Raw genomic sequence first — 25,349 nt, 5'->3', positions numbered from 1 at the left:
CTTTCGTTAGAAAAAAAGTAACGTGAGCGCGGTTGCTTGTAGAGACGATACCAAGCCTGGCAGACTGTGTCTGTCGCAACGCTCCTTGGCACGAAGTCAGTATTCTAAATCAAATTGCCATTGCTTTCATGGCTTTGCGATTGGATCATGCCAAATGCGCAAAAATAAAGTTTATTGACACTTTTTGGAAAGGTGTCTGTAACAATTTTCAGTGCTTATTCGATACTTATTCAGTTCTCGCTGACTGTTTATTCGATATTTATTCGGTACTTAAAAAGAAAACAATCATTGTCTAGCCACCCTCAAACCCAGCCCATTTCGTAAAGTTCGCTTTTAATATAAGCGTAATAAACCGGTGCTGCCACCAATCCGGGCAAGCCGAACGCTGCTTCAGCCAGAACCATCATTAGCAACAATTCCCAGCTACGTGCATTAATTTGCGAACCGACAATCCGGGCGTTTAAAAAATATTCCAGCTTATGAACCACAATCAGAAATACCAGTGCGGCCAATGCAACGTATAAAGAAACTGACAATGCCACAACAACGATCACGGAATTCGAAATTAAGTTGCCGATTACAGGAAGTAATCCAGCCAAAAAAGTGACTACAATCATTGTTTTGGTCAATGGCAAATGGACGCCCGCCAAGCGTAATATCACCAGCAAAAAAATTGCCGTCAGGGTGGTATTGAGCAACGAGATCTTAATCTGCGCAAATACGATGCGACGAAAAGCGTCGGCCAGCAATCTTGCGCGTTCTAACAACTCAGAAGCCAAGGGCTGTAGTACCGGCAATGGATGTTCTGCAGTCATTGCGACCATCGCTCCCAATACCATACCAACCAACACATGAATAAAGACTTGTACCGCTTCTTTTCCCGCCAGCTTAAGTTCGCCGCTATGGGATTCTATAAATTCGGTGACCATTTGCCGAGTACCAACGATATCATCCGGCAAAAATCGTTGCAGTACCGTCGGCATCTGCGTACGCGCCTGATCGATGACATCCATCAACTTGGATTGAATGACCAACATGCGATCAGGTCCACCGTGGAAGAACGCTACCAAACCCAGAATAATGCCGGTGAGAACGCCAATAATAACCGTAGAAAGCAACACAACTGCTATAAGATGTGAGCGCTCACTGGTGAGGCGTCGCTCGATCAGTGGCGTCAATGAACGCACCAATTGATACACCAGCAATCCTGCCAATAACGCGGTCAGCATATGCAGCGTCAAGACCAAAACTAAGACCACAATCGCGATCAGCCAAGCAGCAATGCGAAAAGAAGACACCCCGCTTGTCACTGGACGGCGTCTGGGCGGCTGCATTTGAACGGCAGTCGTCTGTTTGGCGGAAGATTTGATTGCGGCCATGATAGGTAAAACCCGATAAGCACAAACTACAAAATGAAATATGCACGGCAAAGCGACCGATGCTGCTGAATGAATCTTGCAGAAGAAACAACTCAGTGTATCAAGTAGTTAGGTATCCGCAAAGCATCAATTAATCAGTATTTTGCGCCTGTTCTGAGGCAATTGGACGGTATAAATCAAAAACAAGACAACGCGAAAGCAGGACATCCAGCCGAAACGTTTCCGTTTTAGCCGAAGCCTACTTCCCGTCGATTCCGCGCTAGCTAACGCGAGTGATTAGCATAGGCGGTAAATGATGGCGTTACAAAATCGTCACGCTGCTACTATCGAAACACAATCAAATTGCTGCTTTGAGCGCCGCTGCTTTGTCAGTGCGTTCCCAGGTAAATTCTGGCTCTTCACGACCAAAGTGTCCGTATGCAGCAGTTTTTTCATAGATTGGACGTAACAGATCAAGCATTTGCACGATACCTTTTGGACGCAGGTCAAAATGCTCCAATACCAGCTGGGCCAGTTTTTCATCGCTGATCTTGCCAGTTCCGAACGTCGTTACCATCACGGAGGTCGGTTTAGCAATACCAATCGCATATGACACCTGAATTTGGCAACGCGTCGCCAAACCGGCTGCAACGATATTTTTGGCGACATAACGGCCAGCGTAGGCGGCAGAACGATCGACCTTTGATGGATCCTTGCCCGAAAAAGCGCCGCCGCCGTGCGGTGCGGCACCACCGTAAGTATCCACAATAATTTTACGACCAGTCAATCCACAATCCCCTTGCGGTCCACCGATGACGAACCGCCCCGTAGGATTGATTAGATAACGCGTGTTTTGTAGCCATTCTTTCGGCACGACTGGCTTGATAATTTCTTCGATGGCGGCTTCTTCAATAGCCCTGTGTTGCATTTCAGGCGCATGCTGTGTTGACAACACAATCGTGTCAATCGCAACGGGTACACCGTCAACATACTTCAGCGTCACCTGTGATTTTGCGTCCGGACGCAGCCATGGCAAACGCCCGTCTCTGCGCAATTGCGACTGGCGCTCAACAATCCGATGTGCGTAATAAATAGCGGCTGGCATCAGTTCCGGGGTTTCGTCACAAGCGTAACCAAACATCAAACCCTGATCGCCCGCGCCCTGATCCAGATCCAGTCCCTTGCCTTCATCAACACCTTGAGCGATGTCCGGCGATTGCTTGTCGTACGCCACCAGCACCGCGCAGCTTTTGTAATCGATACCGAAGTCAGCATTATCGTAACCGATGCGCTTGATGGTCTCACGTGCCACGTTGATGTAATCGACGTTAGCAAACGTTGTGACTTCACCGGCCAGAACAACCAGACCGGTATTAACCAATGTTTCGGCAGCAACGCGTCCATTTGGATCTTGCGCCAAAATGGCGTCCAGAATAGCATCGGAAATTTGATCCGCGACTTTGTCGGGATGTCCCTCAGAAACGGATTCAGAGGTGAAGAGGTATTCATGTGTCATAACAGGCTCCTGCCAGAAAGAAATACAGTGGTGACCGTGCCGCAGTCCTACTGTAGAGCCTGCGACGCTTTAGCGAAATTTGTATACCGCTTCGCAAGTTGTCTATTAACTCGGCGGGTGAAATCCTGTAAATCCGGCGAAACTGGCATGATCCAAATTAATGACTGATTTGGCTGGTCCAATTTCTTGCAACTCTTGCTACACATTGAATGTAACGCTAATAGAATAAGCGATTTATCGATTTGCTGCTTAAGTTGCTGCTTAAGTTAATGCTTAAGTTAATGCTTTTTAAGTTAGCTAACAAGCCGACGAATAAGCTAGTTGCATTAGCTAATTATTAAACACTAATATAAGTACATCAATGTATTTGTTTATCCTACGTATGTTATTTTACGCCTTTTACAACTTTTCGGCAAAACGCCCCTTCCCACCGTCCAATGCTTGTCAAACTCTTTCAACTTTTATCTAAATTACCGCTATTTGCGTTGCACGCAATCGGGTCTGCAGTCGGCTGGCTGGTATATTTATTATCGCCATCGTATCGACGCAAATTAAAGACTAACCTCCGACGTGCCGGTTATCAACGCCATTTGTCCCAAGCGATTCGCGAGTCCGGCAAAAGCATGTTTGAGCTTCCTTTTGTCTGGTGCGCGCCGCCAGAGAGAGTATTACGGACGGCAAGCATCGAAAATTGGGAACTGGCACAAGCTGCGCTTGACGCCAAAACCGGTGTGATTTTTTTGACGCCGCATCTGGGTTGTTTTGAAATTATTGCCCAGGCAATTGCAGCAAAAACACCGCTCACGGCTTTATACCGACCGCCACGCAAAGCCGCACTAAAACCCTTAATTGAAGGCGCGCGCGCACGACCAAACTTGCACCTCGCCCCGGCAAATCTAACGGGCGTGCGTGCGTTGTTAAAAGCCCTCAAAAAAGGCCAGGCCATCGGCTTGCTACCCGATCAGGTGCCACAAAACGGTGAAGGCGTCTGGGCTAATTTTTTTGGCAAAGCAGCTTACACGATGACTTTATCGGCCAAATTGCATCAAATGAGTGGTGCGCCCATTATTCTTTCGTATGCCGAACGCCTACCTTGTGGCCGTGGTTTTGTCATTCGGTTTGTGCCGTTTGAAGAAGAGTTAGGTGATACCCCAAAACAGCAAGCCCAAGCGATTAACATCGCCATGGAAAAACTGATCGCCCGTTGTCCATCGCAGTATATCTGGAGCTACAACCGCTATAAAACGCCGCCCGGCGTCAGCGCGCCAACTGACATAGCGCCCGATAATCTGGACCGTCCATGAGAGCGCTGATTTTCTTGTTATGGCTGACACATTGGCTGCCGCTCTGGATACTTGGCCCTCTTGGCGAAGCGTTAGGATCGTTGCTGTTCATCATCATGAAACCACGTCGCCACATTACGTTAATCAATCTGCGGTTGTGTTTTCCTGATATGCCAGAAGCAGACCGCGTCATATTGGCACGGCGCCATTTTCAAGCCTATTCACGCAGCGCTCTGGAACGCAGTGTGTTGTGGTGGGCTTCTGAAGCGCGCCTCAAACGACTGATAAAAATTGAATCTGACTTACCGCTCGACACACTCCGTGCAGGACCTACCATTTTGCTATGTCCGCACTTTGTCTGTCTAGAAATTCCAGGCATTGCGTTAGTACTCAACTCGTCGCTCTCGATTTGCACCATTTACTCTCGGCAACAAGATCCGTTGGTGGATGCTGCTTTGCTTAAAGGTCGGTCGCGTTTTCGCCCTGTCAAATTATTCACGCGCGAACAAGGTGTGAAACCAATCATCCGTGCGATGCGGGAGGGATTTCCCTTCATCATGTTGCCTGATATGGATTTTGGAACCAAAGATGCCGAATTTGTCCCATTCTTTGGCATTCCTGCAGCGACACTCACCGCACCCGCCAGAATTGCCGCCGCCACCAAAGCCAGCGTGGTTCCGATGATCGCGACGTACTTGCCGGGCTATAAAGGTTGGAAAGTTACCTTTTACCCGGCTTGGGAAAACTATCCAGGCAACGATGTCACGGAAGCGACCCGACGCATGAATGCATTTATTGAAGAGCGGATACTCGAAGCGCCAGCAGAGTACTTTTGGGCGCATAAGCGCTTTAAAACCAGACCGCAGGGCGAACCTGGGCCTTATTAATCAAATGAAGAAAACCAAGTTTGAACTTTTAATGCTAAATAACGTAACGAGACAAAAAAACTGGCAACTTTACAGAAGCGTCGTGTTGCGCACTTTCTCTCTTACCGCCCTATAATCACACCATGAAACTCAAATTCACAAAAATGCACGGCGCGGGTAACGATTTCATTGTCATTGATGCGATTAATCAGCATATCGATTTCACACAAGTCCAATGGCAAGCACTAGCTGACCGTCGCTTTGGAGTCGGTGCCGATCAGATGTTGGTCGTTGAAAAACCCCAAGCGGCGGGCGTTGATTTCCGTTACCGCATTTACAATGCTGATGGCGGAGAAGTTGAGCAGTGCGGGAACGGTGCGCGCGCGTTCGTCAAATTTGTTACTGAAAAAGGTCTCACCCAAAAGCGCTCCATCAAAGTAGAAACCATGTGCGGCGTGATCGAGCCAATGCTGGAAGACGATGGCTCTATTACTGTTGACATGGGCTCTCCTGTTTTAGCGCCGTCCGACGTACCTTTTGACGCAAGCGCTCTACAAGGCGAACGCCAAGGTACGGACACGTTGTGGCCACTCGAAATCAACGGCAAGTTAATCCTGTTTTCAGTTGTATCGATGGGTAATCCACATGCGATTCAGGTCGTCAGCGATACTGAGGCCACGCCGGTTCTTGTGGATGGTCCTATCATTGAGCATCATCCGCGGTTTCCAAAACGCGTCAACGCTGGGTTCATGCAAATTGTTGATCGCCATCAGATCAAGTTGCGCGTGTATGAACGCGGTGCGGGCGAAACTTTAGCTTGTGGCACTGGCGCGTGCGCTGCGGTTGTCGCGGGTATTCAACGTGGGTTGCTGGATTCACCGGTAGCAGTCTGCACTCACGGCGGCGATCTATCTATCGCATGGAATGGCATTGGACAACCGGTCAGACTCACCGGTCCCGCCGTGACCGTGTTCGAAGGTGAAATAGATATCGATGCAGGCCGAACGTAAAAACGAACGTATCTACGAACGTAGCCAGGAAGGTGCGCGTTGTAAAAAATTAAACCCAATAACTTCCTAACTACTTATTGCTGATTACTCATTACTTTACAACGCAAATTTTCTCGTTAATTTTTAATTAAGCCAAAAACTAAGTACTTAAGCATAGCGTTTGGCCGCGGCGCGCTATTTGGGCGCCCGTATTTAAATACGCAATCTTAGTTGCTCAGTTGGTTAGACGTTTCAGCGAACTCTTCACCATCTTCGGTCGCTGTATCGGCATCCGTCATCTCCAAACCCGGCAGTGCTGTCTTAAAACGATACAAGCGTTGCCGATAATTTCCCTCTGGACCATGCGGGCCACAATCGACATCCTCGAACAATCGCGCCAGCCGATTCAATGCCTGACGCTCGTCGCCCGTCTCAATTAACACCAACCGCCGCTTACTGCGAGCGTAAGACGTACGGATATCCACCACCAGACAGTGACCGCAATCAGCTTGATTTAAATCCAGCAACAAAGCCTCTGGCCGACTTAATCCAAATAACAAGGCGAGTTCAATACGCGCCGCGAGAAAAGGATGACCGGCGACCAACTCACGCGTCAGTTGTTGTTTCGCGCTCACGGCCCACGCCATAGGACGCGCGCGGTCAGCAATCTTGGTCAGCAACGTTTGGGCCTCAATACTGCCTTGCGTCGCTGCTTTTTGCAGCCAATAAACCGCTTGAACATCGTTCGTTAACTTTTCACGACGATTGCGCCACGCACTGACGCCACATTCCAGCTGCGCTGCACGATGCCCCATTTCAGCCGCATGCTCCAGATGGCGTTGCATATCAACCAAATTACGTTGAGAAAATTCAGACTTCAAATATATTCGTGACAACGCATACCAAGCTTCGGATAATCCCCGCTCGCCCGCATGTGTCAGCCAACGTATCGCTTTTTTATAATTGGCCGACCCAGCACCAACAATGATGCGTCCGCCATCGCTATCCATCCGCGCATACCAAAGCCCCAAATCGAGCTGAGCAGATTTGTCGTCAGCCGAGGCCGCCAACTCTAAAAATTGCTGGACCTCGTTAGCATCAAATCCAGTAGTCATCATCAGTGCGCGGGCACAGCGCGTTAACAACAACAGATTTGCCTCACCCACACGCCTCGCCAAAGACTCGGAAGGAGCATGCAATTGTGCCAATTCGCCACCATATTGCTGCGCGACGGCACGTGCCAACGGTAAGCCGCGTTCTAAAAACGCCGTCCAGTCGCGCTTTTCCCAGGCTATCTGCGCCAGCGAATGTTGTGCTTGCATGATTCCGGCGTCAGCTGCGCGGGCGGTCCAGGACAGCGTCGCACCGGTCGCTTCAGCGCCGGATACTGGCGCCCGATGGGCAACTTCACCGGTCAATTCATCAGCCCCGTTCATTTGGCTGGAACGCGAAGCATTACTTGAGCGACTCGGCAGACCAACATGTGCACCACCCGTCATTTTACCGGCGTTACTATCGGCTTCTGCAGCGTGCGAATTGACAAGCGCGGCGGCCGTTTGATCGATCCTCGCCGCGTGCTGCGCTAATAGCCATTGGGCCTCGGGAATATCGGCATGCGCCGCTGCCTCCAGTGCCTGTAAAGCTTTAGGCTTATAAGCCTCTAAAGCAGCCCGTTCATCGATTGGAATGTTGATGTCCAATACCAATTGCGCTAAAACCAATCCGGCCTGCATCACGCCTGCGTCAAACGCGCGCTCATACCAAGCGCATAAATCTAGCGGGTTGGTAGCACCACGGGCGACATCAAGCTGAATATACGTCCCGATTAAGATCCAAGCCTCTACCTCTTGCTGTTGCGCAGCACGATCCAACCAATGTAATGCAGTCGGAAAGCTCTGTGGCAAACCGTTCCCGCCAAAGAGGTAGCGTTGACCGAGCGCGAGCTGGGCCGCCGCCTGTCCAGCACGCGCAGCCCTAATAATTGCTAAGTCTTCCCGTTTAGCCATAAACACCCATCATGCAAAAGCGTAAATTATCCCCGATAAATGAAGAATCCTTTATTTGATAACAAAATAGAATAAAGTTCGCAGCTTTAATACAACAAAGTGATATTTCTTTAATTTTAACGATCCGGCAAAACGGCCCAGTCAACCAATATAGAAAACATTACACCAACTTAGCGCAATATCGGCGATTAGTGTTCTATTTATGATTAACGTCGGATAAGTTACAAAATATAGCAGCAGAATAAATTTTTGCAATTTATTGGCTAAAGAGCCTTCCTCGATTTATGGATAAGAAACATCGTGGCGAGGTTTTCCAGATGCGCTTAACAAGTCAGCCTTTGATATAAAGAAGTAACTAGACAACAAGTAGCAAGTCCTATGTCGTAATTCGTATCAATAGCGGCTTATTACTGGTAAAAAACGGTCACCCGACAAGGCTCTCGCCGTCCATCAATCCGAAAAGAAAATTATCATGTAATACAAGTACAAGAAATCGTAGTGTTTTGTCAGCACAATGCAATGTAATACATGCAAAATTACCAATGCATAGCAGAAGATTACCGATTTAGTACAACGATAGGTCGCCGCTTGTGTGTCACAAAAATACAACACAAACACCAACACCTGACAATTTCGACAAATTTATAGCACTACATAAGACCAAAGCGCCAGAGTAGACAGCCGGACCCATTAATGTTCACCCATCCGACAGATGTACGGATCCTTAAGCAGGCTTTTCCAAATAAAGGACGTCAAATGAAGAAATCACTAATCGCACTGGCCGTACTAGGCGCAATCGCAGGTGCAGCACAAGCTCAAAGCTCAGTAACAATCTACGGTATCGTTGATACTGGCGTCACTTACACAAACAAAGCACTGAACACTACTACTGGTAAAACTGGTAGCAAGTTTGCTGTCAACTCCGGCATCGTCCAAGGTTCACGTCTGGGTTTCAAAGGCGTTGAAGATCTGGGCGGCGGTTTGAAAGCAGTTTTCCAATTGGAAACTGGCTTCGCTAATGACACTGGTGCATTGCAAGGCGACAAAGGTTCGACAAATCTGTTCCGTCGTAAATCTGTTGTTGGTCTGAGCAGCGATGCATTCGGTACAGTTCTGTTGGGTCGTCAGACTGATATTCTGGATGACGTTAGCCAATGGACTTCGGTTCAAGATTTCGGTGGCGTAACTGGCGCGGTTGGCCACAATCTGGACCGTTTGGAAGGTGTACGTACCCAGAATTCGATCCGTTACAACACGACAAACCTGTCTGGTTTCACTGCTAGCGCGATCTACGGTTTCGGCGAAACTGCTGGTCAAACTACTGCTGGTCAATCTTTCGGTATCGGTGGTCAATACGCGAACGGCCCACTCGGCCTGTACGCTGCTTACTACCAGTCGAAAAAAGGCGCCACATCTAGCGATACTTCTTTGACTAACAGTGCTCCAGTATTTTCTGGCAATGCCGGCGATACAGCTCTGAAAGTGTTCAGCTTAGGTGCTAGTTACCAAGTTGGTCCTGCACGTTTGTACGGTAACTGGTCACGTGTTAAGCAGCCATTGGCTACTAGCTCAACAGCGGCTGTTCCTGTCGGTGGTTCGTTGGCTTCGGCGTTCGCTATCGGCGGCATCAACAACAGCAAAGCTGACATCTTTGAATTGGGTACTAACTATTCTTTGACAGCACCTTTGCATTTGTTGGCTAGCGTTCAATACAGCAACTTGACTTTCGTTGATGCTGGTTCGCCAAAAGGCAAACTGACACAAGTCAACTTGGGTACTGATTACTTCTTGTCGAAGCGTACTGACTTGTATGCATTTGCTTCATACCTGCGCGCTAAAAACGCTGTCAACCCAGGCGTTGAAGGCGACACAACTGGAAACACAGGTAACCAAACTGCTGTTACTGTTGGTATCCGTCACAAGTTCTAATGTAATTTAGTCATATCTGCGGTAACGCGGAAATGTCTGCTTAGTTAGAAATACAAAAGGCCCACATGAAAAATCATGTGGGCCTTTTGTTATTTTCGGGATCAAAAAAATTTTTGCTGAGGCATTAGTTATGGTTCATCGCCATAGTGATGATATTCTTGCTCACTCAACTCTCTACTCTCAATATTCAATCGCACACTATGAGCAGCCAACTGGATCCCGATACCGTCGCAGAATATCTTGCAGAAACGCCACATTTCTTTGTGGAGCATGCTGAGTTGCTCGGCAAAATCAAATTGACCAGCCCTTTGCTTGGTCGCGCCATCTCCCTGCAAGAGCGTCAGATGGAAATATTGCGGGAAAAAATAAAGGTGCAAGATCTTCGCCTCGCCGACATGGCAAGAAATGCGCAAGAAAATGACGGCATCGCGGACAAATTACAAGTATGGTCACGTAGCCTGCTTCTAGCCCGAAATGATGTCGATATGCCCCATACGCTTATCGCCGGGCTACAGACGATCTTCAACGTACCTCAAGCCACCATGCGGCTGTGGAACGTTGCTGATGAATTTTCGCATACGTGGTTTGCTGCGCCAGCATCTGCCGATTCAAAGCTTTTTGCAAATGGCTTGCGCGTCCCTTTTTGTGGGTCCAATAATGATTTTGAAGCGGCTTCCTGGCTTGATCATCCAACTGAAACACAATCAATCGCCATGCTGCCATTACGACGCGATCCTGCATCCGGCACTTTCGGATTGTTAGTCTTAAGCTCGCCGGACCCGGAGCGTTTTAGTGCCGACATGGCAACCGACTTCCTGAGTAAGATAGGCGACACCGCCAGCGCAGCGCTGGCCTGTCTACTGCACTGATCGATCCAATACCATGTCGAGTGACGATAATGTGTCCTCTGAACTGTTAACGTCTTCATCGGACGTTAACAGGTATCTGGATAATCTGCGCTATGGTCGAAAATTGTCGCCGCATACAGTCAGTAGCTATGCGCGAGATCTTTCGGAGTTAATAGCGCTGAGTCGCGCACTCCATAACGCTTCTGAAGATGCCAATCCAGACCTTGCGACTCTCAGCCATGCACATATTCGAAAATTTGCCGCACAACTCCATTCTCGCGGCCTCAATGCGCGTTCAATCGCACGCAAACTTTCGGCCTGGCGCGGGTTTTATAGTTGGTTAAGTGAACATACTACGCTTTCCAGCAATCCCGTCGACGGCGTCAAAGCACCAAAGCGTGGAAAACCACTACCAAAAGCACTCAATGCCGATGACACCATACGGCTGGTGGCCAGCGCCAATCCTCTCAATTCGCACGGCCCGACCTTGTCGGCATGCAATCGCGCCATGTTCGAGTTGTTATATTCGAGTGGGCTGCGGGTCTCCGAGCTAGCTGGGCTCGACATTCGCTACACGAATGAAGCAGGACATGTTTCGTCCGGCTGGATCGATTGGGACGCGGAAGAAGTCAGGGTAACCGGCAAAGGCAATAAGCAGCGATCAGTCCCAGTGGGACAACCGGCATTGCAAGCTATCGCAGACTGGCTGCCTTTACGCATGACATTGGTAAAAGAGAATGCGGCAAAGCTGAACAACACCTTCGCACTTTTTTTAACTGAGCGCGGTAGCCGTGTATCACCGCGAGTGATTCAACTTCGCTTGAAAGCCCATGCGCGGACGCTCAACCTCCCGACTGACGTTCATCCACATGTATTACGCCATTCGTTTGCCTCCCACGTTTTACAAAGTTCCGGCGATTTACGCGCGGTACAAGAGATGCTAGGCCATGCATCAATCGCCTCGACCCAAGTCTATACGTCACTTGATTTTCAGCGCCTTGCGCAAGTCTATGACGCCGCCCATCCTCGCGCCAAAAAAGTCCCAAAAGAATAATTTGCGATCTAATCGATAGTTGATTTGATTTCGCCTGGCGAGAGAACTAAGCTGCCCTCACTCAAAAAATCAACTCAATTGCAACTCAATTGCAATTTGGGGCATAATCGATCTTTACCAACGATTACTCCACCTGTTCTCGCATGACCGCTGACATCAAAGTTAAATCTGGGACGAAAAACTCTCCAGCCGCACACCACACCGCGCTGCCTTCACAAGCGGCTAAGCTAGCGGAGGGGCAGTTGCGACTATCGTCAGTGCGCATCACGACTGCGCGAGTAAAAGTGCTGACCGCCTTGCTGGAAGCGCGCTGCGCTGTGTCACATCAAGATATGCAGGATTTATTTGCAGAGTTAGATCGGGTGACCTTATATCGCGCACTTGATTGTCTGACCGATGCGGGCCTGGCCCACAAAATTGCTGGCGATGACCGCGTTTTTCTCTATAGCGCTGGCGCTGAACATACCGAGTCCACCTCAGCCCATTCAGCGCTGCACGCGCAGCATCAACATGGGCATTTTAAATGCACCCGCTGTGCAAAAGTTTTTTGCCTGGATGGTAGCGGTGAGGCAGGATTTTTGGGCGACGTACTGGCGCCAGTCCTAACGGACGCAACAACAAAACCTAGAGAAACGGCAACTACCGCATCGCCTGCGTTGCTGCGTCAGCATTTGCAGCAAGCCCTGCAGGGGTCGCTCGGCAAAGGTTTTGAAGGGCATGACATTGAATTAACGATCAAAGGCTGGTGCGCCGATTGCGCCCACTAGACCGATCTGGTCCATGGGCCCGTTGCTCCCACCATGTAGAAAAACTTAGAACATTAAGCCTGCATCCAACAGGTGATCGACTCCATACGGCACCATCATTACGACACAACCAAGCCGCCCTTCCATTTCCACTTCAGCTCACTGACGCTTAAAAAACATCATGGCACTTATACCGACAACTATCCTTACCGGCTTTCTTGGCGCAGGTAAAACTACACTACTCAACCGTATTCTGCAGCAACCGCACGGTCACAAAATCGCCGTCATAGAGAACGAGTTCGGCCAGGAAAATATCGATAATGAGATTTTGGTGCAAGATAGCACCGAACAAATCATCGAGATGAACAACGGTTGTATTTGCTGCACCGTTCGCGGTGATCTGATCATCGCCTTAAGTTCACTAGCCCGTCGCCGTGACGCCGGAGAGTTACATTTCGATCATGTGATCATCGAAACCACCGGAATGGCTAACCCGGGGCCCGTTGCACAAACCTTCTTCGTTGACGAGGAAGTAGCGCTTCACTTTATGCTCGATGCAATCGTCACCGTCGTTGATGCAAAACATGCGATGCAGCAACTTGATCAGCAAGAAGAGGCCCAACGTCAGGTGGGCTTCGCTGACAAACTGCTATTATCAAAAACAGATTTGGTCAGCGAGGCTGAAGTGAACGCACTGACTGCGCGCTTGAAACGCATCAACCCGCGCGCCGCAATAGTCGAACTTGATCCGGCGCATACGCCAATTGCCGAAATCCTCGATATCCGCGGCTTCAATCTGAACGCAAAACTAGAAATCGATCCTGACTTTCTGGCAGCCGAAGAGGCCCCCGGTGATCACCATGATCACGACCATAGCGGCGATGAATGCGAACACCCTTCGCATCAAGAAGGCCATGCACATGATGCGAAAAATGAAAGTCACGCACACAATCATCATCACCCACATCATGACGATGATATTGCAGCCTTTGTTTTTAAAAGCGAGCGACCTTTTGAAGCGGCGCGACTCGAAGAATTCCTTGATGGGATGATTCAGGTATATGGACCGCGCATGCTGCGCTACAAAGGCATATTATTTATGGATGGCGCTGATAGGAAAGTTGTCTTTCAGGGAGTGCACCAGATTATGGGCAGTGATGTCGGTGGAAAATGGGATGAGGGCGAAATCCCTTCCAGTAAAATGGTCTTCATAGGTAAAAAGCTACCTAAAGACATCTTTATTCGCGGTTTGGAGCAATGTCTGGTATAAAGTATGGCAGTTTTGCACGCAAGAAATAGTGTGGTGATAGTGCAAACTGGCATTGATGATTGCAGCCAGATCATGCAATAAAATGAAAAGAATATTGAAGAACCTGCATAGCAATTACCACATTTGAAAGAACCTGAACGCTTTGAGGTCAAACCTGTTGTAGAATCCCTGATCAAGTAAGAAATAATGATCGTGATGACAACAAAAGCGATTCAATGTTGAAGTAAGCTTCCCAGCATTTGACCGCTAGTGATTGCCTCAAAGAAAAGAATTCCCCGCGGCCAGATTCAGTACGAGAAACATTGAGGGCATTACAAATATCTTACCCTCACGTACTGAGTTAACGGATAAAATTGACATATACGTCGTATCGAAAGTACCCGAAGTGGCTACCAAAATAACCAACCCCACCCCCGATGCCCCTTTATTAACCGAAGCGCAACTCGTTACGATGAGCGAAGCGGATTACATGAATGCGGCACAACTGGCTTTCTTCAGAGCGCGTCTAAAACAGCTGGAAGTTGATCTGCTGAAAAACGCCGGAGAAACTACTGAACACCTGCGCGAAACAGTGCTTGTACCCGACCCTGCTGATCGTGCCACGATAGAAGAAGAACACGCACTGGAACTGCGAACACGTGATCGTGAGCGCAAATTATTGAAGAAAGTGCAACAATCAATCGCCTCAATCGATGCCGGTGAGTATGGCTGGTGCGAAGAAACCGGCGAGCCCATTGGCATCCCCCGTTTGTTGGCAAGACCTACCGCGACTTTGTCACTAGAAGCGCAGCAACGGCGTGAACTGAAACAAAAGCTATACGGGGATTAATTCTCTGGCCGACTCAATCGACTTCGATCCCCTCGCCCCGCAATGCTGCATTGTCTATTCTAAAATAGGCACGCCATCCTTTATGCATTGCGGGGAATCCATTATCAGCGCATAGTGACTTCAACCACCAGACTTTCCCCGTTGCAATTTTAACGGTGGTTATGCCACGACTAACATTAGTTATCTTCCCACATAGGCCTTAAAAGCCTTGATGTTTGCTTAATAGCGGCCTTAACGCGCGCTAAACAGAGACGCTTGTGCATCATGGTTCTCATCCTATCTACAAAGTAATTGACCTTAAGTCGCTTTAGATAAGAATCTATTCCTTCGTATAGTTAAAAGTTATCACACCTTATCCTTAGCCAAAAAAATGTTGTTGCAAGAGCGCCATCCAATAAAAGATCACTCGCCCCGAGCACAACGGAAAAGCATTACGTTCAGTGATTTTATTTAAAATATTAATGCACCATTTTAAATATTTTTTGCCATCGCCCGGCATTTACAAATCAACCGAGCCGTGTCAAATATAAGCTTTTACCTAAAAATGGGGCAGCAAGCACTATTTCTACATACATATCCGACTACACTATAAAGATAGCCGCTCGATTTACCTCCTTATCAACGACCATCAATTCATCAGCTAGGATCAATGTGGGGATTTTCTCGATTTTTAGCAAACAAGCTCGTCAAAACGCCAAAGCCGCTGCAGATATAGCGGCTGCCCAGAGCACCGTTTCAATTCAGCCCGCCAGCAATAGGACGCCTGAACAAGGGATCGAGACGCCTCGACCAAACGCACCACCGCCCAATTCCACCGCAATGAAAATCGATGCAATCGAGTCGGAGATGTCCTCAGAATTCGTCTATCCCACGACGATTCTAAATACCATGCTGTCCGATACTGCCAAAAATAAAAAAATAGTGAGTGCCCAGAATGACCAAAACGCTCCCGGGACGACCCGAAAAAAAGATTCTTTAGCAGCGGACACTAAGGTTGGGACTATTCAGGTCGCGATTTCAGACACGCCAGCGGTGGTTGAAGAGGCAGCATTGCTATTCGCCAGCTCACAATCCGAAATCGCGGAGCAGCTACTTGAACAAGCAATAGAGGGAGACGATCTAGGGGGAGCTACTGCCAGTGTGTGGTGGATGTTACTGGATCTTTACCGGATCGATAATAAACAACAGCAATTCGATGACCTGTCAGTTAATTATGCGCATAAATTTGAGAGTTCTCCCCCCGCTTGGGACGAGCAACTCACACTTAACCCCCACACCGATTTACAAGTCCAAGATCTTGCTATCGCAGCAGTATCGTTCTCGGGCAAGCTTGACGCAAATGTCACCAAGTACCTGGAGCGGGCTCAGAAACTGGCGGTAAGTCATCCTGCTTTAAGACTGGAATTCACCCGTATAACCTCCGTCGACGCGATCGGCTGCGGGCTTTTGTTGCGGACATTAAGGAAACTTCAAAAATCCGGTATCGATCTCATTTTGGTCGCTCCCAACCAACTTACCGAAGCTATTCGATCTATTCTTTGCATTGGTCGCCGTGATGAAACTGCAGCTCCGTGGTTACTATTGCTGGAAATTTTGCATTTATTAAATAATGAGCAAGCTTTCGAAGACGTTAGCATCGATTACAGTATTACATTTGAAGTATCTCCTCCACCTTTCATCGCACCAAAATCTAAAGTCCTTGTTGCTCTAGACAAAAATACGCTAAACCAGCAATCGATAAAGAGTCGAGAACACTTTCTGATGCCGATTTTGATCGAAGGACGGGTTGATGAACTTTTGCTAAAGATTAAAACGTACGCGATTAACCACAATCCGACGCTTATAGACTGTTCCCGCCTGATACGCATAGATTTTAATGCCGCCGGGCAATTAATGAATGGGCTATTGCCTATCATTGAACAAGGCCGAAAAATCGAGCTTCACGAGGTAAACCATCTAGTGGCAGCGCTATTTAAGGTTATGGGACTTCAAGACGTCATCAGCATTTCTACGCGCAAGAATTAAAAGTAGGTCTGATATCTGGCAATCGGTCCTGCTTATAGATAGTTCATGATACTTATAAAGAAGTACACACAGTACCGAAAGGTTTTCAAACGTGCAACGCTGTAGCAACACAGCAATCGTCTCGGATTACCGTTCCCTCAAGTATTGTTTTAAAGTTAGTAAGTTGATGCGTAACAACGCATGCGCTTTAAAATATGCAACAGCGACTACGTCACGCACATTTAATTACGTGAAGATAAATCATCCACAAAGTTAAGTGACTTTAATTTGCGCCAACCGGTGCTTGTAATCACGCACGCCGCCCCCATTTTTTTAAATACACGCGGGATTGTCTGAGTTGTATCCTACGGTAATGAATATATGCGAAGACGTCCGACATCCGGACGCCGCATAGTTGGTCCGATTCGTGCAGTTCGTCCAACTGCCACACGTGCGGTCCGCTTTTTTTAGGCAAGTAAAATGGAACAATTTCATGGCACCACCATCCTCTCCGTACGACGCGGAAATAGCGTTGCGCTTGGTGGAGATGGCCAGGTAACTCTCGGCAACGTCGTGATGAAAGGCACTGCACGCAAAGTGCGCACACTTTATCAAGGTAAAGTACTGGTCGGTTTTGCCGGTGGAACCGCAGATGCTTTTACGCTGTTGGATTTATTTGAGGCTAAACTGGAAAAGCATCAAGGCAATCTGATGCGCGCCTCGGTAGACTTAGCTAAAGAATGGCGCACTGATCGCATGCTGCGTCGCCTGGAAGCGATGCTGCTCACAGCGGATAGGGATACCACACTGGTTATTACCGGCAATGGCGATGTACTTGAACCCACAGATGGAATTGGGGCAATTGGCTCCGGAGGCGTGTTCGCACAGTCCGCAGCCAAAGCGCTGCAAGAGAACACAACACTATCACCTGCCGAAGTAGTCAAAAAATCCCTTGTGATTGCTGGCGATCTTTGTATTTATACCAATCAATCGCACATCATAGAAACCCTTAATTAATTGTACGAATTTAATCCTGCAAAAAATGCGCCCGACACCTGATGGTCGTCCATAAACTGACCTTAACCAGCGCGCATTTAGCAACGAACCGGACCACCTCGGAACCGAAAAAATATGAATATGAATATGACTCCGCAAGAGATCGTCTCTGAACTCGATAAACATGTCGTCGGGCAGGACAAAGCCAAGCGTGCAGTAGCGATTGCGCTGCGCAACCGCTGGCGTCGTCAGCAAGTCGCCGAGCCATTGCGCCACGAAATCACCCCAAAAAACATTTTGATGATTGGGCCCACCGGCGTTGGTAAAACAGAAATTGCCCGCCGCTTGGCCAAATTAGCAAATGCGCCCTTCATTAAGGTTGAAGCAACCAAATTCACCGAGGTCGGCTACGTTGGTCGCGACGTCGAGACAATCATTCGGGATCTGATTGATATCGGCATCAAACAAACCCGTGAATCTGAAATGCGTAAGCTTCGATCACGTGCAGAAGACGCAGCGGAAGACCGTATCATCGATATTTTGGTCCCACCGGCGCGTGATTTTGGGTTTCATCCAGAGCAAGATGCACCACTGGAAATTGATGCAAAAGATAAGGGCAACAACACCCGCCAGACCTTTCGCAAACGTCTGCGAGAAGGCTCGCTCGATGACCGCGAGATTGAAATTGAATTGGCCGAAAGTGCGCCACAGATGGAAATCATGGCGCCGCCAGGTATGGAAGAAATGACTGAGCAGATCAAGTCGATGTTCTCCGGAATGGGTAATAACCGTAAAAAAAGTCGCAAGGTCAAAATCAAGGAAGCGCTGAAAATTCTAGTCGAAGAAGAAGCCGCAAAACTGCTTAACGAAGATGAACTAAAGCAAAAAGCTATCTTTAACGTTGAGCAAAACGGTATTGTATTTTTGGACGAGATTGATAAGATCGCGACCCGCTCTCAAAATGGCGGTGCAGACGTGTCGCGTGCCGGTGTGCAGCGCGATTTGTTACCGTTAGTCGAGGGAACAACTGTCAATACCAAGTACGGAATGATCAAAACCGATCATATATTGTTCATCGCGTCGGGGGCTTTCCATCTGGCAAAGCCATCGGATTTGATCCCCGAATTGCAAGGACGTTTCCCGATTCGGGTCGAACTCGACTCACTATCAATTGCCGATTTTGAGCGCATTCTGACCGGCACCGATGCTTGCCTGACTGCGCAATATGAAGCATTGCTGGCGACCGAAGGCGTCACGTTGGAGTTTGTAGCAGAAGGTATCAAGCGTATGGCTGAAATAGCGTTTTCGGTCAACGAGAAAACAGAAAATATCGGCGCTCGTCGATTGCATACAGTCATGGAAAAAATGCTGGAAGAAATTTCTTACGCGGCGACCAATACCAGTGAAAAAACGCTAACGATTGATGCAGCTTATGTTGATTTACGTCTTGGTGCACTGGCTGTGAACGAAGATTTATCAAGGTATGTGCTGTAAGCAAACGTAGATGTGCAACGATGTCGACAGGTTTATCGCATGCAGCCCGCACGCAATGCGTCTTCACACTAACGTCATCGTCAATAGAAACCGGAGTCAGTGGAGTGAATTGCGGATAAACCGTCTTTCACTCCGTTTTTTTGATTTAAGCCGATTCTTCGCGAGGTGTGCGTGCCAACATCAACTCCACCATCGCACCCGGTTCATCGCCGTCAAACAACACGCCGGCAACGGCGTTTGTAATCGGCATATCCACTCCTAGTTCCTGCGCTAAGGCCCGCACCGCTGACGCGCAACGGACTCCCTCCGCAACGTGGCCTAACTCTGCCACGACAGTCTCCAGGCTTTTACCGGAGGCTAATCCGAGGCCGACTTTACGGTTGCGCGAAAGATCGCCGGTGCAAGTAAGGATCAAATCACCGAGGCCAGACAAACCCATAAAGGTTTCGCTGCGGCCACCCAAGGCGATGCCAAGTCGCGTAATTTCTGCCAGTCCACGGGTGATTAATGCTGCCCGCGCATTCAGACCAAGCTGAAGACCGTCGGCTACACCTGTGGCAATTGCCATAATATTTTTAACCGCACCACCGACTTCGACGCCGACCATGTCATCAGTCGAATACACGCGGATATTGCAACCATGCACCGCCGCAACTACGCGCTCTGAAAGACCAGCATCGTCAGTTGCTATCGCCAGCGCACAAGGAAGACCGCGTGCCACTTCCTGGGCAAACGAAGGTCCTGAGAGCGCTCCCGCTGGAATCGCATCCCCCAACACCTGGCGCACAATTTGATGCGGCAGCAATCGCGTTTTCTCTTCAAAACCTTTACATAGCCAGACAATATTTGGTAACGGTAGGCCGCGTAATTGCTCCGCCAGAGAACGTAATCCGGCCACAGAAGAAGCGACGATCAATAAACTGTCGTTCACGTCCGTATTCGTCGACACATGCGTGATCGCCTCCGCAAAATCAGCTGTGACGATTACATTAGATGGCAATGAAAAACTAGGTAGATAAGTCACATTCTCGCGCTGCATTGCGGCGGCGGCAATCACTGCCTCATTCCGCCCCCATAACAAAACGTTGTGACGTTGCGCTAATGCGATAGCCAATGCGGTACCCCATGCACCAGCGCCGAGGATCGTGATATTCATTGGATTGGATTCAGCGGACACAAAAGGCCGATCATAGAGTAAAAAATGCGGAAAGAATAATCATGCTGTTGATTGGTGCGGCAGCCGATGCTGCGGCAGCCGATGCTGCGGCAGCCGATGCTGCGGCGCCGTTGCTGTGGTGTTACCACCGCTACGACGACCGCCGTGACTACGATTACCGCGGTATAGGATGCCGTAGCATTAACCCATCTGTCGGCGAATGCGCAACTAATCAACTAAGAAAGAAGATCGACCAGCCCGACCAAACAGGCAAGCCCACAAAAATAACAAGTGTTAGATAGTCAACTCAACTACCCCAAACATCGGTCGCTTTTATGAATCCGCTCTGACCATCGCGATGCCGCACTTTCACCCAACCGGATGCAACGGGCTCGACCAATTCGAGCAACACGCCTTTATCGGCGCTGAATACCTGGGCGGCGGTATCACTTGGATTCGCCCTGATCTTGGCGTTAGCGACCTTGATTTGTAAATTACGCTTGCCGATTAGTCCAGCCGACTGCACCCATGACAAATCGCCACTGGCGTCACGCACCTTGGTCCAATCGCCATAAGTCAATACGACTTCGACTGGCATGCCACGTGGTGCGATAGCTACGCGCCGACCTTTTTCAGAGGGAGCATCGTACAGAATGACAGGAACCGCACCAACCGCCTTGAAGTCGAGCGCTTGCGCTACGTTGACTGCGCCAAACGCTAATACCGACGCCACTAATGACGTCATTACCATACCGGTCGCGCGTACAAGTTTCATTCCATCGTCTCCACTTACTACCTTACTACTAACGCGCGAGGAAACCTTCAACATGGAAGCGTCCTGGCGCAATTGGTAAATCATCAGTACTCGCCGCCTGGAATAATTGATCGGCGGCGAAATCGGCATTAGACGACTATTAATTAATCGCGTTGCTACCATCTACAGTAATGCTGTCTTTGCTTCCCTGTTGCTCAGCAAGTGCTTGTGTACGCTGTTGATAAAACACTTCGAAGTTGATTTCAGCCAGATGGATCGGCGGGAAACCAGCACGGGTAATGGCGTCAGCGATATTTGCACGCAGGTACGGATAAACGATATTTGGGCAACCGATGCCCAATAATGGATCTAATTGTTCTGCTGGAATATTACGCACTTCAAAAATACCGGCTTGCTTGCCTTCAACCAGAAAAGCAACTTTATCCTTGATCTTGGCGGTAACGGTAATCGTCACAGTCGATTCAAAAATTCCCTCAGCCAATGCTTCTGCACCGACATCAACAGCAACTTCTATCTGTGGCGCGTCTTGCTCCAGAAAAATAGCTGGCGAGTTCGGTTGCTCAAGCGACAAATCTTTCAGATATACACGTTGAATCTGAAAAACTGGCTGATCATTGGACTCGGTAATTTCAGTTTGTTTAATTTCGTCGGCCATAAAACTCTTTCAGTAAATTTAAAAAGGGACAGAATTTCCATCCATAGACTGGGTTAGGACTCACGCAGAATTGTCCCAGCAAAGCAGACCGACGAGAAAACGACGGTAGCAATGCTCAGATAGCTAGCGGCATAACAACGCTAACACTGCTGAGACGATTTTACGTAAGTCCTGTGGGTATAACAAAAATTAAAAACCGTCTAACATTTACAGTATCGCCCAATCAAACATGTTCAATGAGAACATGCTTCAGTGTGCGTAGAGCCTGATGCATATTGCTCATAGCTCCAATGCCGGGCAAGTTGTCTGACATTGGCAATGATCACATCAGGCAATAAAATATTAAATAGGTTCCGAAGTACCCTGTAGCAAAGTTTGCAACTTGCCCGCTTGATCCAGTGCGTTCAAATCGTCAAAGCCACCGACGTGCGTATCGCCGATATAAATTTGAGGAACGGTACGACGTCCGGTTTTTTTCATCATTTCATCGCGTTGCTGCGGATCGAGGTCAATACGAACCTTCTCGATATTCGTAACACCGCGCGCGTTCAACAATTGTTCGGCACGCATACAATACGGACAAACAGCAGTGCTATACATTAAGACGTGAGCAGTCATTGGGTTCTCTTTTTTACGTTATTTGATGGTCGGCAGACCTTGGGTATGCCAGGTTGCAATACCACCGTCGAGACTGTAGACCTGCTGAAAACCTGCTTTGGCCAATTGCGCAGTCGCTTTTGATGATTGCGTTCCGCTCTGACAGACTACAATTACGTTCTTAGCCTTGAATTTTTCTATTTCCACCAAGCGGGTGGTGAGATCTTTCAGCGGAATATTTTTAGAGTCGATAAGATGACCAGCAGAATAGCCTTCAGCGTCACGTACGTCCAACACCAAAGTCTTACCTTGGTTGATGAGTTGCGTTGCTTGTAATGTTGTTACTTTGTTGCCGCGTCGTTGTAGCAAGGGCAAAATCAGTGCTCCGCCTGACAAAATGACCAATCCAAGCACAAAAATATTATCAATCAAGAATTTCACAGTGATCCAATGGTATTAGTTAATCCCGACATTATAAAATAGAAGCGGAAGCACCATCCAGTTCGTATTGGTTTGCATGCATTGATTTTCTTGAATTTCCCTTTTTTCACTACTTTTTACCTTACTATGTATAAAATTGTACTAATGCGCCACGGCGAATCTACCTGGAACCTGGCTAACCGCTTCACCGGCTGGGTTGACGTTGACCTGACCGAAAAAGGCGTGACCGAAGCCAGGCAAGCAGGAAAACTACTCAAAGAAGCTGGATTAAGCTTCGATCTGGCATATACCTCGGTACTCAAGCGCGCCATCCGCACTTTATGGGGCACACTCGACGAAATGGATTTGATGTGGCTTCCGGTGAAACACGACTGGCGTTTAAATGAACGTCACTACGGCGCGCTACAAGGGCTAAATAAAGCTGAAACGGCTGCTAAATATGGCGACGAACAGGTAATGGTATGGCGCCGCAGCTATGACACACCACCGCTCAAACTGGATGAAAACGATCCGCGCGCATCGTTCGACGATCCACGCTACGCTGGTCTGAAGCGTGAAGAAATCCCGCTCACAGAATGCCTCAAGGATACGGTTGCACGCGTTTTGCCAGCGTGGAATGACAGCATCGCACCCGCCATTCTAAGCGGCAAGCGCATCATCATCTCGGCGCACGGCAATAGTCTGCGCGCGCTGATTAAAATGCTGGACGGTATCAGCGACGACGATATCGTCGGCCTGAATGTGCCAAATGGTCAGCCACTCGTCTATGAACTTGATGCTGATTTGAAACCGATCAAGAGCTACTATCTGGGCGACCAGGACGCCATCGCTGCAGCGATGCACGCAGTTGCCAATCAGGGGAAAGCGAAATAAATATCGCCCTGATGAGATGGATCCATGCGCCCCGGGCAACCGGGTGCGGCATGCGCGAACGTGCACATGCATGTGCACGGCAAGTAACAACGCCAAAGCTGTCGCTCGCTATGGCGTTTTTTGCCGCACTGACTATTGGCATGACGGCGATACCCGTCGTCGATGCCGCGGCCGCACCAACACCAAAGATCACCGAACGCAGCAAACAAAAAGAGGTCGCCGAAACTGAGCGCGACGAACTACAGCAAAAATTGACTGCGTTAAAAAGCGATATCGACAAGACCGAGACGGCAAAAGGCGATGCCGCCGACGCATTGGCCGATTCTGAAGCCGCTATTTCGAAAGCAAACCGCGCCCTGTTCGACCTCTCTGGCGAACAATCGCAGACGCAGTCGACGCTCAATGACTTATCAAAAAAACACCAAGAATTAAGTAAAACAGTCGCTGCCCAACAAAACCAGATGGCCATTCTGTTACGCCGACAATACATAGCCGGGAATGAAGATCGTATCAAATTACTACTTTCGGGCGACAATCCGAACAAAATCAACCGCGAATTGCAATACATGGGCTACGTGTCAAAAGCCCAGGCTAAGTTGATTGAGGCGCTCCGCATTAACTTGCAGGCCATCGAGGCAAATCAGGCGGCTACGCAAAACGCCAAAAATGAACTCGACGAAATCGCTCTTGAGCAAAAGAATCAAAAAATCGTCCTCGAAAAAGAAAAAAACACCCGAGCAATGCTGTTGACGCAACTTTCCAGCAAACTGATCGCCCAACGCCAGGAGGTCGGCAAGACCGCCCGTGACGAACAGCGTCTGGCAGGGCTAGTCGACAAGTTGGCAGTGTTAATCGAGGCACAAAAGAAAGCCGAGGCCGCCCTTCGTGAAAAGCGCCGTCAAGAGCAACTAGCCAGAGCGCAAGCCGCCGCCCAGGCTGCTGCATTAGCAAAAGCCCAGGCACTGGCACTGAAGCAAGCACAAGCCGCACGCGCGCAAGAGCTGAAACAACAACGGCAACGTGCTGCTTTGACCCAAAAGCAAAACGCCGCGCAAACGAGCCAGCAAGCACGAGTTGGGGAGCAACATACGCCACTAGTAAAAACTCCTGCCTTTACCCCCGATCCGATTGATGACGATCAACCGCCTGCACAAGTGGCGCTAGCAGCAATACCAGCGAATGCTGCACCAATAGCACCGATAGCGCCAATAGTGCACAATGATGAAACTCCTGAAGCCAGTTCGCCGGACCCGTCCTATGGCAAACCGTTTGCGTCCTTACGTGGACTGTTGCGCCAACCCGTACATGGTGAGCTGGCCAATCGTTTTGGTAGTAAGCGCGGCGATGGCCCTCCCTCCCGAGGCATATTTATACGCGCACCGGAAGGAACGCAAGTCAAGGCCGTGGCTGCGGGCCGGGTCGTATTTGCGGACTGGTTACGCGGCTTTGGCAACTTGATCATTCTTGATCATGGCAACGAATACATGACCATTTATGGCAACAATCAGGCACTATTAAAGCGGCCTGGGGATATTATTAAAGCCGGAGATGTCATTGCGAATGCAGGTAACAGCGGCGGCAACGAACAATCAGGTTTATACTTTGAAATTCGGCATCAGGGCCGTGCGTTTGACCCCAGCAGTTGGGTAACTATTAGGTGAAAC

General features: G+C 48.9%; 23 protein-coding genes and 1 riboswitch. Of the genes, 15 read left to right on the top strand and 8 right to left on the bottom strand.

Annotated features, from left to right (window positions below; genetic code table 11):
* Nucleotides 1–17 precede the first annotated feature (17 nt).
* A riboswitch (S-adenosyl-L-homocysteine riboswitch) is annotated at nt 18–93 on the bottom strand.
* Between the two features lie 209 nt (nt 94–302).
* Entirely contained in the window at nt 303–1,379 is a 1,077-nt protein-coding gene (locus QN379_RS15465) for an AI-2E family transporter (RefSeq protein WP_322235155.1), read from the bottom strand.
* 337 nt (nt 1,380–1,716) lie between these two features.
* Nucleotides 1,717–2,874 (bottom strand): methionine adenosyltransferase, encoded by a 1,158-nt coding sequence (gene metK, locus QN379_RS15460; RefSeq protein ID WP_322235153.1) that lies wholly within the window; start codon nt 2,872–2,874, stop codon nt 1,717–1,719.
* Between the two features lie 437 nt (nt 2,875–3,311).
* On the opposite strand from metK, the gene QN379_RS15455 reads away from it, so the two are divergent.
* The 3 genes from QN379_RS15455 (at nt 3,312) to dapF (ending at nt 6,033) form a co-directional block, all read left to right on the top strand.
* The gene (locus tag QN379_RS15455; RefSeq protein WP_323507014.1) at nt 3,312–4,178 is read left to right on the top strand and encodes a lysophospholipid acyltransferase family protein; all 867 of its coding nucleotides are present in this window, start codon (nt 3,312–3,314) and stop codon (nt 4,176–4,178) included.
* On the top strand, nt 4,175–5,044 hold the full coding sequence (locus QN379_RS15450) for a lipid A biosynthesis acyltransferase (protein ID WP_323507013.1): 870 nt from the start codon (nt 4,175–4,177) through the stop codon (nt 5,042–5,044). The genes QN379_RS15455 and QN379_RS15450 overlap by 4 nt, the downstream gene beginning before the upstream one ends.
* A gap of 122 nt (nt 5,045–5,166) precedes the next feature.
* Nucleotides 5,167–6,033, top strand: a complete 867-nt coding sequence (dapF, locus tag QN379_RS15445) for a diaminopimelate epimerase (RefSeq protein WP_322235146.1) — start codon at nt 5,167–5,169, stop codon at nt 6,031–6,033.
* 206 nt (nt 6,034–6,239) lie between these two features.
* Here the strand turns inward: dapF and QN379_RS15440 are convergent, their stop codons facing one another.
* On the bottom strand, nt 6,240–8,018 hold the full coding sequence (locus tag QN379_RS15440; RefSeq protein ID WP_322235144.1) for a tetratricopeptide repeat protein: 1,779 nt from the start codon (nt 8,016–8,018) through the stop codon (nt 6,240–6,242).
* Between the two features lie 756 nt (nt 8,019–8,774).
* Between QN379_RS15440 and QN379_RS15435 the strand changes: the two genes are divergently transcribed.
* From QN379_RS15435 to hslU, 9 genes are all read left to right on the top strand, one after another.
* A complete protein-coding gene (locus QN379_RS15435) occupies nt 8,775–9,947 on the top strand; it encodes a porin (protein WP_322235141.1) in 1,173 nt (390 codons plus the stop codon).
* A 200-nt stretch (nt 9,948–10,147) separates the two neighbouring features.
* Entirely contained in the window at nt 10,148–10,816 is a 669-nt protein-coding gene (locus QN379_RS15430; RefSeq protein ID WP_322235139.1) for a DUF484 family protein, read from the top strand.
* A gap of 13 nt (nt 10,817–10,829) precedes the next feature.
* Nucleotides 10,830–11,849, top strand: coding sequence for a tyrosine recombinase XerC (gene xerC / locus QN379_RS15425; RefSeq protein WP_323507012.1), 1,020 nt, complete (start codon nt 10,830–10,832; stop codon nt 11,847–11,849).
* Between the two features lie 143 nt (nt 11,850–11,992).
* The gene (locus QN379_RS15420; RefSeq protein ID WP_322235134.1) at nt 11,993–12,616 is read left to right on the top strand and encodes a transcriptional repressor; all 624 of its coding nucleotides are present in this window, start codon (nt 11,993–11,995) and stop codon (nt 12,614–12,616) included.
* Between the two features lie 160 nt (nt 12,617–12,776).
* A complete protein-coding gene (locus tag QN379_RS15415) occupies nt 12,777–13,865 on the top strand; it encodes a GTP-binding protein (RefSeq protein ID WP_323507011.1) in 1,089 nt (362 codons plus the stop codon).
* Nucleotides 13,866–14,316: 451 nt separating this feature from the next.
* Nucleotides 14,317–14,694, top strand: a complete 378-nt coding sequence (dksA, locus tag QN379_RS15410) for an RNA polymerase-binding protein DksA (protein ID WP_322240372.1) — start codon at nt 14,317–14,319, stop codon at nt 14,692–14,694.
* Nucleotides 14,695–15,345: 651 nt separating this feature from the next.
* Nucleotides 15,346–16,719, top strand: coding sequence for an STAS domain-containing protein (locus QN379_RS15405; RefSeq protein ID WP_322235129.1), 1,374 nt, complete (start codon nt 15,346–15,348; stop codon nt 16,717–16,719).
* Between the two features lie 459 nt (nt 16,720–17,178).
* Nucleotides 17,179–17,715 carry an ATP-dependent protease subunit HslV gene (gene hslV / locus QN379_RS15400; protein ID WP_322235127.1) on the top strand — a complete coding sequence of 179 codons (537 nt, stop codon included), beginning with the start codon at nt 17,179–17,181 and terminating at the stop codon, nt 17,713–17,715.
* Between the two features lie 120 nt (nt 17,716–17,835).
* Entirely contained in the window at nt 17,836–19,188 is a 1,353-nt protein-coding gene (hslU, locus tag QN379_RS15395; RefSeq protein ID WP_322240369.1) for an ATP-dependent protease ATPase subunit HslU, read from the top strand.
* Between the two features lie 145 nt (nt 19,189–19,333).
* Here the strand turns inward: hslU and QN379_RS15390 are convergent, their stop codons facing one another.
* The gene (locus QN379_RS15390) at nt 19,334–20,344 is read right to left on the bottom strand and encodes an NAD(P)H-dependent glycerol-3-phosphate dehydrogenase (protein WP_323507010.1); all 1,011 of its coding nucleotides are present in this window, start codon (nt 20,342–20,344) and stop codon (nt 19,334–19,336) included.
* On the opposite strand from QN379_RS15390, the gene QN379_RS15385 reads away from it, so the two are divergent.
* Entirely contained in the window at nt 20,344–20,646 is a 303-nt protein-coding gene (locus QN379_RS15385) for a hypothetical protein (RefSeq protein WP_323507009.1), read from the top strand. The two genes, QN379_RS15390 and QN379_RS15385, sit on opposite strands and share 1 nt — an antisense overlap.
* 5 nt (nt 20,647–20,651) lie before the next feature.
* Here QN379_RS15385 and QN379_RS15380 read toward each other — a convergent pair whose 3' ends face one another.
* From QN379_RS15380 to QN379_RS15365, 4 genes are all read right to left on the bottom strand, one after another.
* Nucleotides 20,652–21,095, bottom strand: coding sequence for an SH3 domain-containing protein (locus QN379_RS15380; RefSeq protein ID WP_323507028.1), 444 nt, complete (start codon nt 21,093–21,095; stop codon nt 20,652–20,654).
* A gap of 163 nt (nt 21,096–21,258) precedes the next feature.
* A complete protein-coding gene (secB, locus tag QN379_RS15375; RefSeq protein WP_322235118.1) occupies nt 21,259–21,774 on the bottom strand; it encodes a protein-export chaperone SecB in 516 nt (171 codons plus the stop codon).
* Between the two features lie 342 nt (nt 21,775–22,116).
* Nucleotides 22,117–22,392: a glutaredoxin 3 gene (grxC, locus tag QN379_RS15370; RefSeq protein ID WP_322235115.1), complete on the bottom strand. Its 276-nt coding sequence runs from the start codon at nt 22,390–22,392 to the stop codon at nt 22,117–22,119.
* 18 nt (nt 22,393–22,410) lie between these two features.
* The gene (locus QN379_RS15365) at nt 22,411–22,812 is read right to left on the bottom strand and encodes a rhodanese-like domain-containing protein (protein WP_322235112.1); all 402 of its coding nucleotides are present in this window, start codon (nt 22,810–22,812) and stop codon (nt 22,411–22,413) included.
* A 126-nt stretch (nt 22,813–22,938) separates the two neighbouring features.
* Here QN379_RS15365 and gpmA point away from each other — a divergent pair, with 126 nt between their 5' ends.
* Together gpmA and QN379_RS15355 are read left to right on the top strand one after the other, a co-directional pair.
* Entirely contained in the window at nt 22,939–23,685 is a 747-nt protein-coding gene (gene gpmA / locus QN379_RS15360; protein WP_322235109.1) for a 2,3-diphosphoglycerate-dependent phosphoglycerate mutase, read from the top strand.
* Between the two features lie 140 nt (nt 23,686–23,825).
* Complete coding sequence (locus QN379_RS15355) at nt 23,826–25,346, top strand: murein hydrolase activator EnvC family protein (RefSeq protein ID WP_322240365.1); 1,521 nt, start codon at nt 23,826–23,828, stop codon at nt 25,344–25,346.
* Nucleotides 25,347–25,349: the final 3 nt, after the last annotated feature.

The organism is Glaciimonas sp. Gout2, from assembly GCF_035018905.1.
Lineage (GTDB): Bacteria > Pseudomonadota > Gammaproteobacteria > Burkholderiales > Burkholderiaceae_D > Glaciimonas.
Note: the sequence above shows the minus strand (reverse complement) of the source record. Positions and strands in the feature narration are given on the sequence as shown.

Bases quoted from the DNA above. Each gene is read 5' to 3' on its own strand.
- QN379_RS15440 (WP_322235144.1), bottom strand. From the start codon at position 8,018: ATGGCTAAACGGGAAGACTTAGCAATTATTAGGGCTGCGCGTGCTGGA.
- QN379_RS15415 (WP_323507011.1), top strand. From the start codon at position 12,777: ATGGCACTTATACCGACAACTATCCTTACCGGCTTTCTTGGCGCAGGT.
- QN379_RS15430 (WP_322235139.1), top strand. From the start codon at position 10,148: ATGAGCAGCCAACTGGATCCCGATACCGTCGCAGAATATCTTGCAGAA.
- dapF (WP_322235146.1), top strand. From the start codon at position 5,167: ATGAAACTCAAATTCACAAAAATGCACGGCGCGGGTAACGATTTCATT.
- QN379_RS15390 (WP_323507010.1), bottom strand. From the start codon at position 20,344: ATGAATATCACGATCCTCGGCGCTGGTGCATGGGGTACCGCATTGGCT.
- QN379_RS15465 (WP_322235155.1), bottom strand. From the start codon at position 1,379: ATGGCCGCAATCAAATCTTCCGCCAAACAGACGACTGCCGTTCAAATG.
- hslU (WP_322240369.1), top strand. From the start codon at position 17,836: ATGAATATGACTCCGCAAGAGATCGTCTCTGAACTCGATAAACATGTC.
- dksA (WP_322240372.1), top strand. From the start codon at position 14,317: ATGAGCGAAGCGGATTACATGAATGCGGCACAACTGGCTTTCTTCAGA.
- QN379_RS15435 (WP_322235141.1), top strand. From the start codon at position 8,775: ATGAAGAAATCACTAATCGCACTGGCCGTACTAGGCGCAATCGCAGGT.
- grxC (WP_322235115.1), bottom strand. From the start codon at position 22,392: ATGACTGCTCACGTCTTAATGTATAGCACTGCTGTTTGTCCGTATTGT.
- xerC (WP_323507012.1), top strand. From the start codon at position 10,830: ATGTCGAGTGACGATAATGTGTCCTCTGAACTGTTAACGTCTTCATCG.
- QN379_RS15380 (WP_323507028.1), bottom strand. From the start codon at position 21,095: ATGGTAATGACGTCATTAGTGGCGTCGGTATTAGCGTTTGGCGCAGTC.
- QN379_RS15450 (WP_323507013.1), top strand. From the start codon at position 4,175: ATGAGAGCGCTGATTTTCTTGTTATGGCTGACACATTGGCTGCCGCTC.
- hslV (WP_322235127.1), top strand. From the start codon at position 17,179: ATGGAACAATTTCATGGCACCACCATCCTCTCCGTACGACGCGGAAAT.
- secB (WP_322235118.1), bottom strand. From the start codon at position 21,774: ATGGCCGACGAAATTAAACAAACTGAAATTACCGAGTCCAATGATCAG.
- QN379_RS15420 (WP_322235134.1), top strand. From the start codon at position 11,993: ATGACCGCTGACATCAAAGTTAAATCTGGGACGAAAAACTCTCCAGCC.
- QN379_RS15355 (WP_322240365.1), top strand. From the start codon at position 23,826: ATGACGGCGATACCCGTCGTCGATGCCGCGGCCGCACCAACACCAAAG.
- QN379_RS15455 (WP_323507014.1), top strand. From the start codon at position 3,312: ATGCTTGTCAAACTCTTTCAACTTTTATCTAAATTACCGCTATTTGCG.
- metK (WP_322235153.1), bottom strand. From the start codon at position 2,874: ATGACACATGAATACCTCTTCACCTCTGAATCCGTTTCTGAGGGACAT.
- gpmA (WP_322235109.1), top strand. From the start codon at position 22,939: ATGTATAAAATTGTACTAATGCGCCACGGCGAATCTACCTGGAACCTG.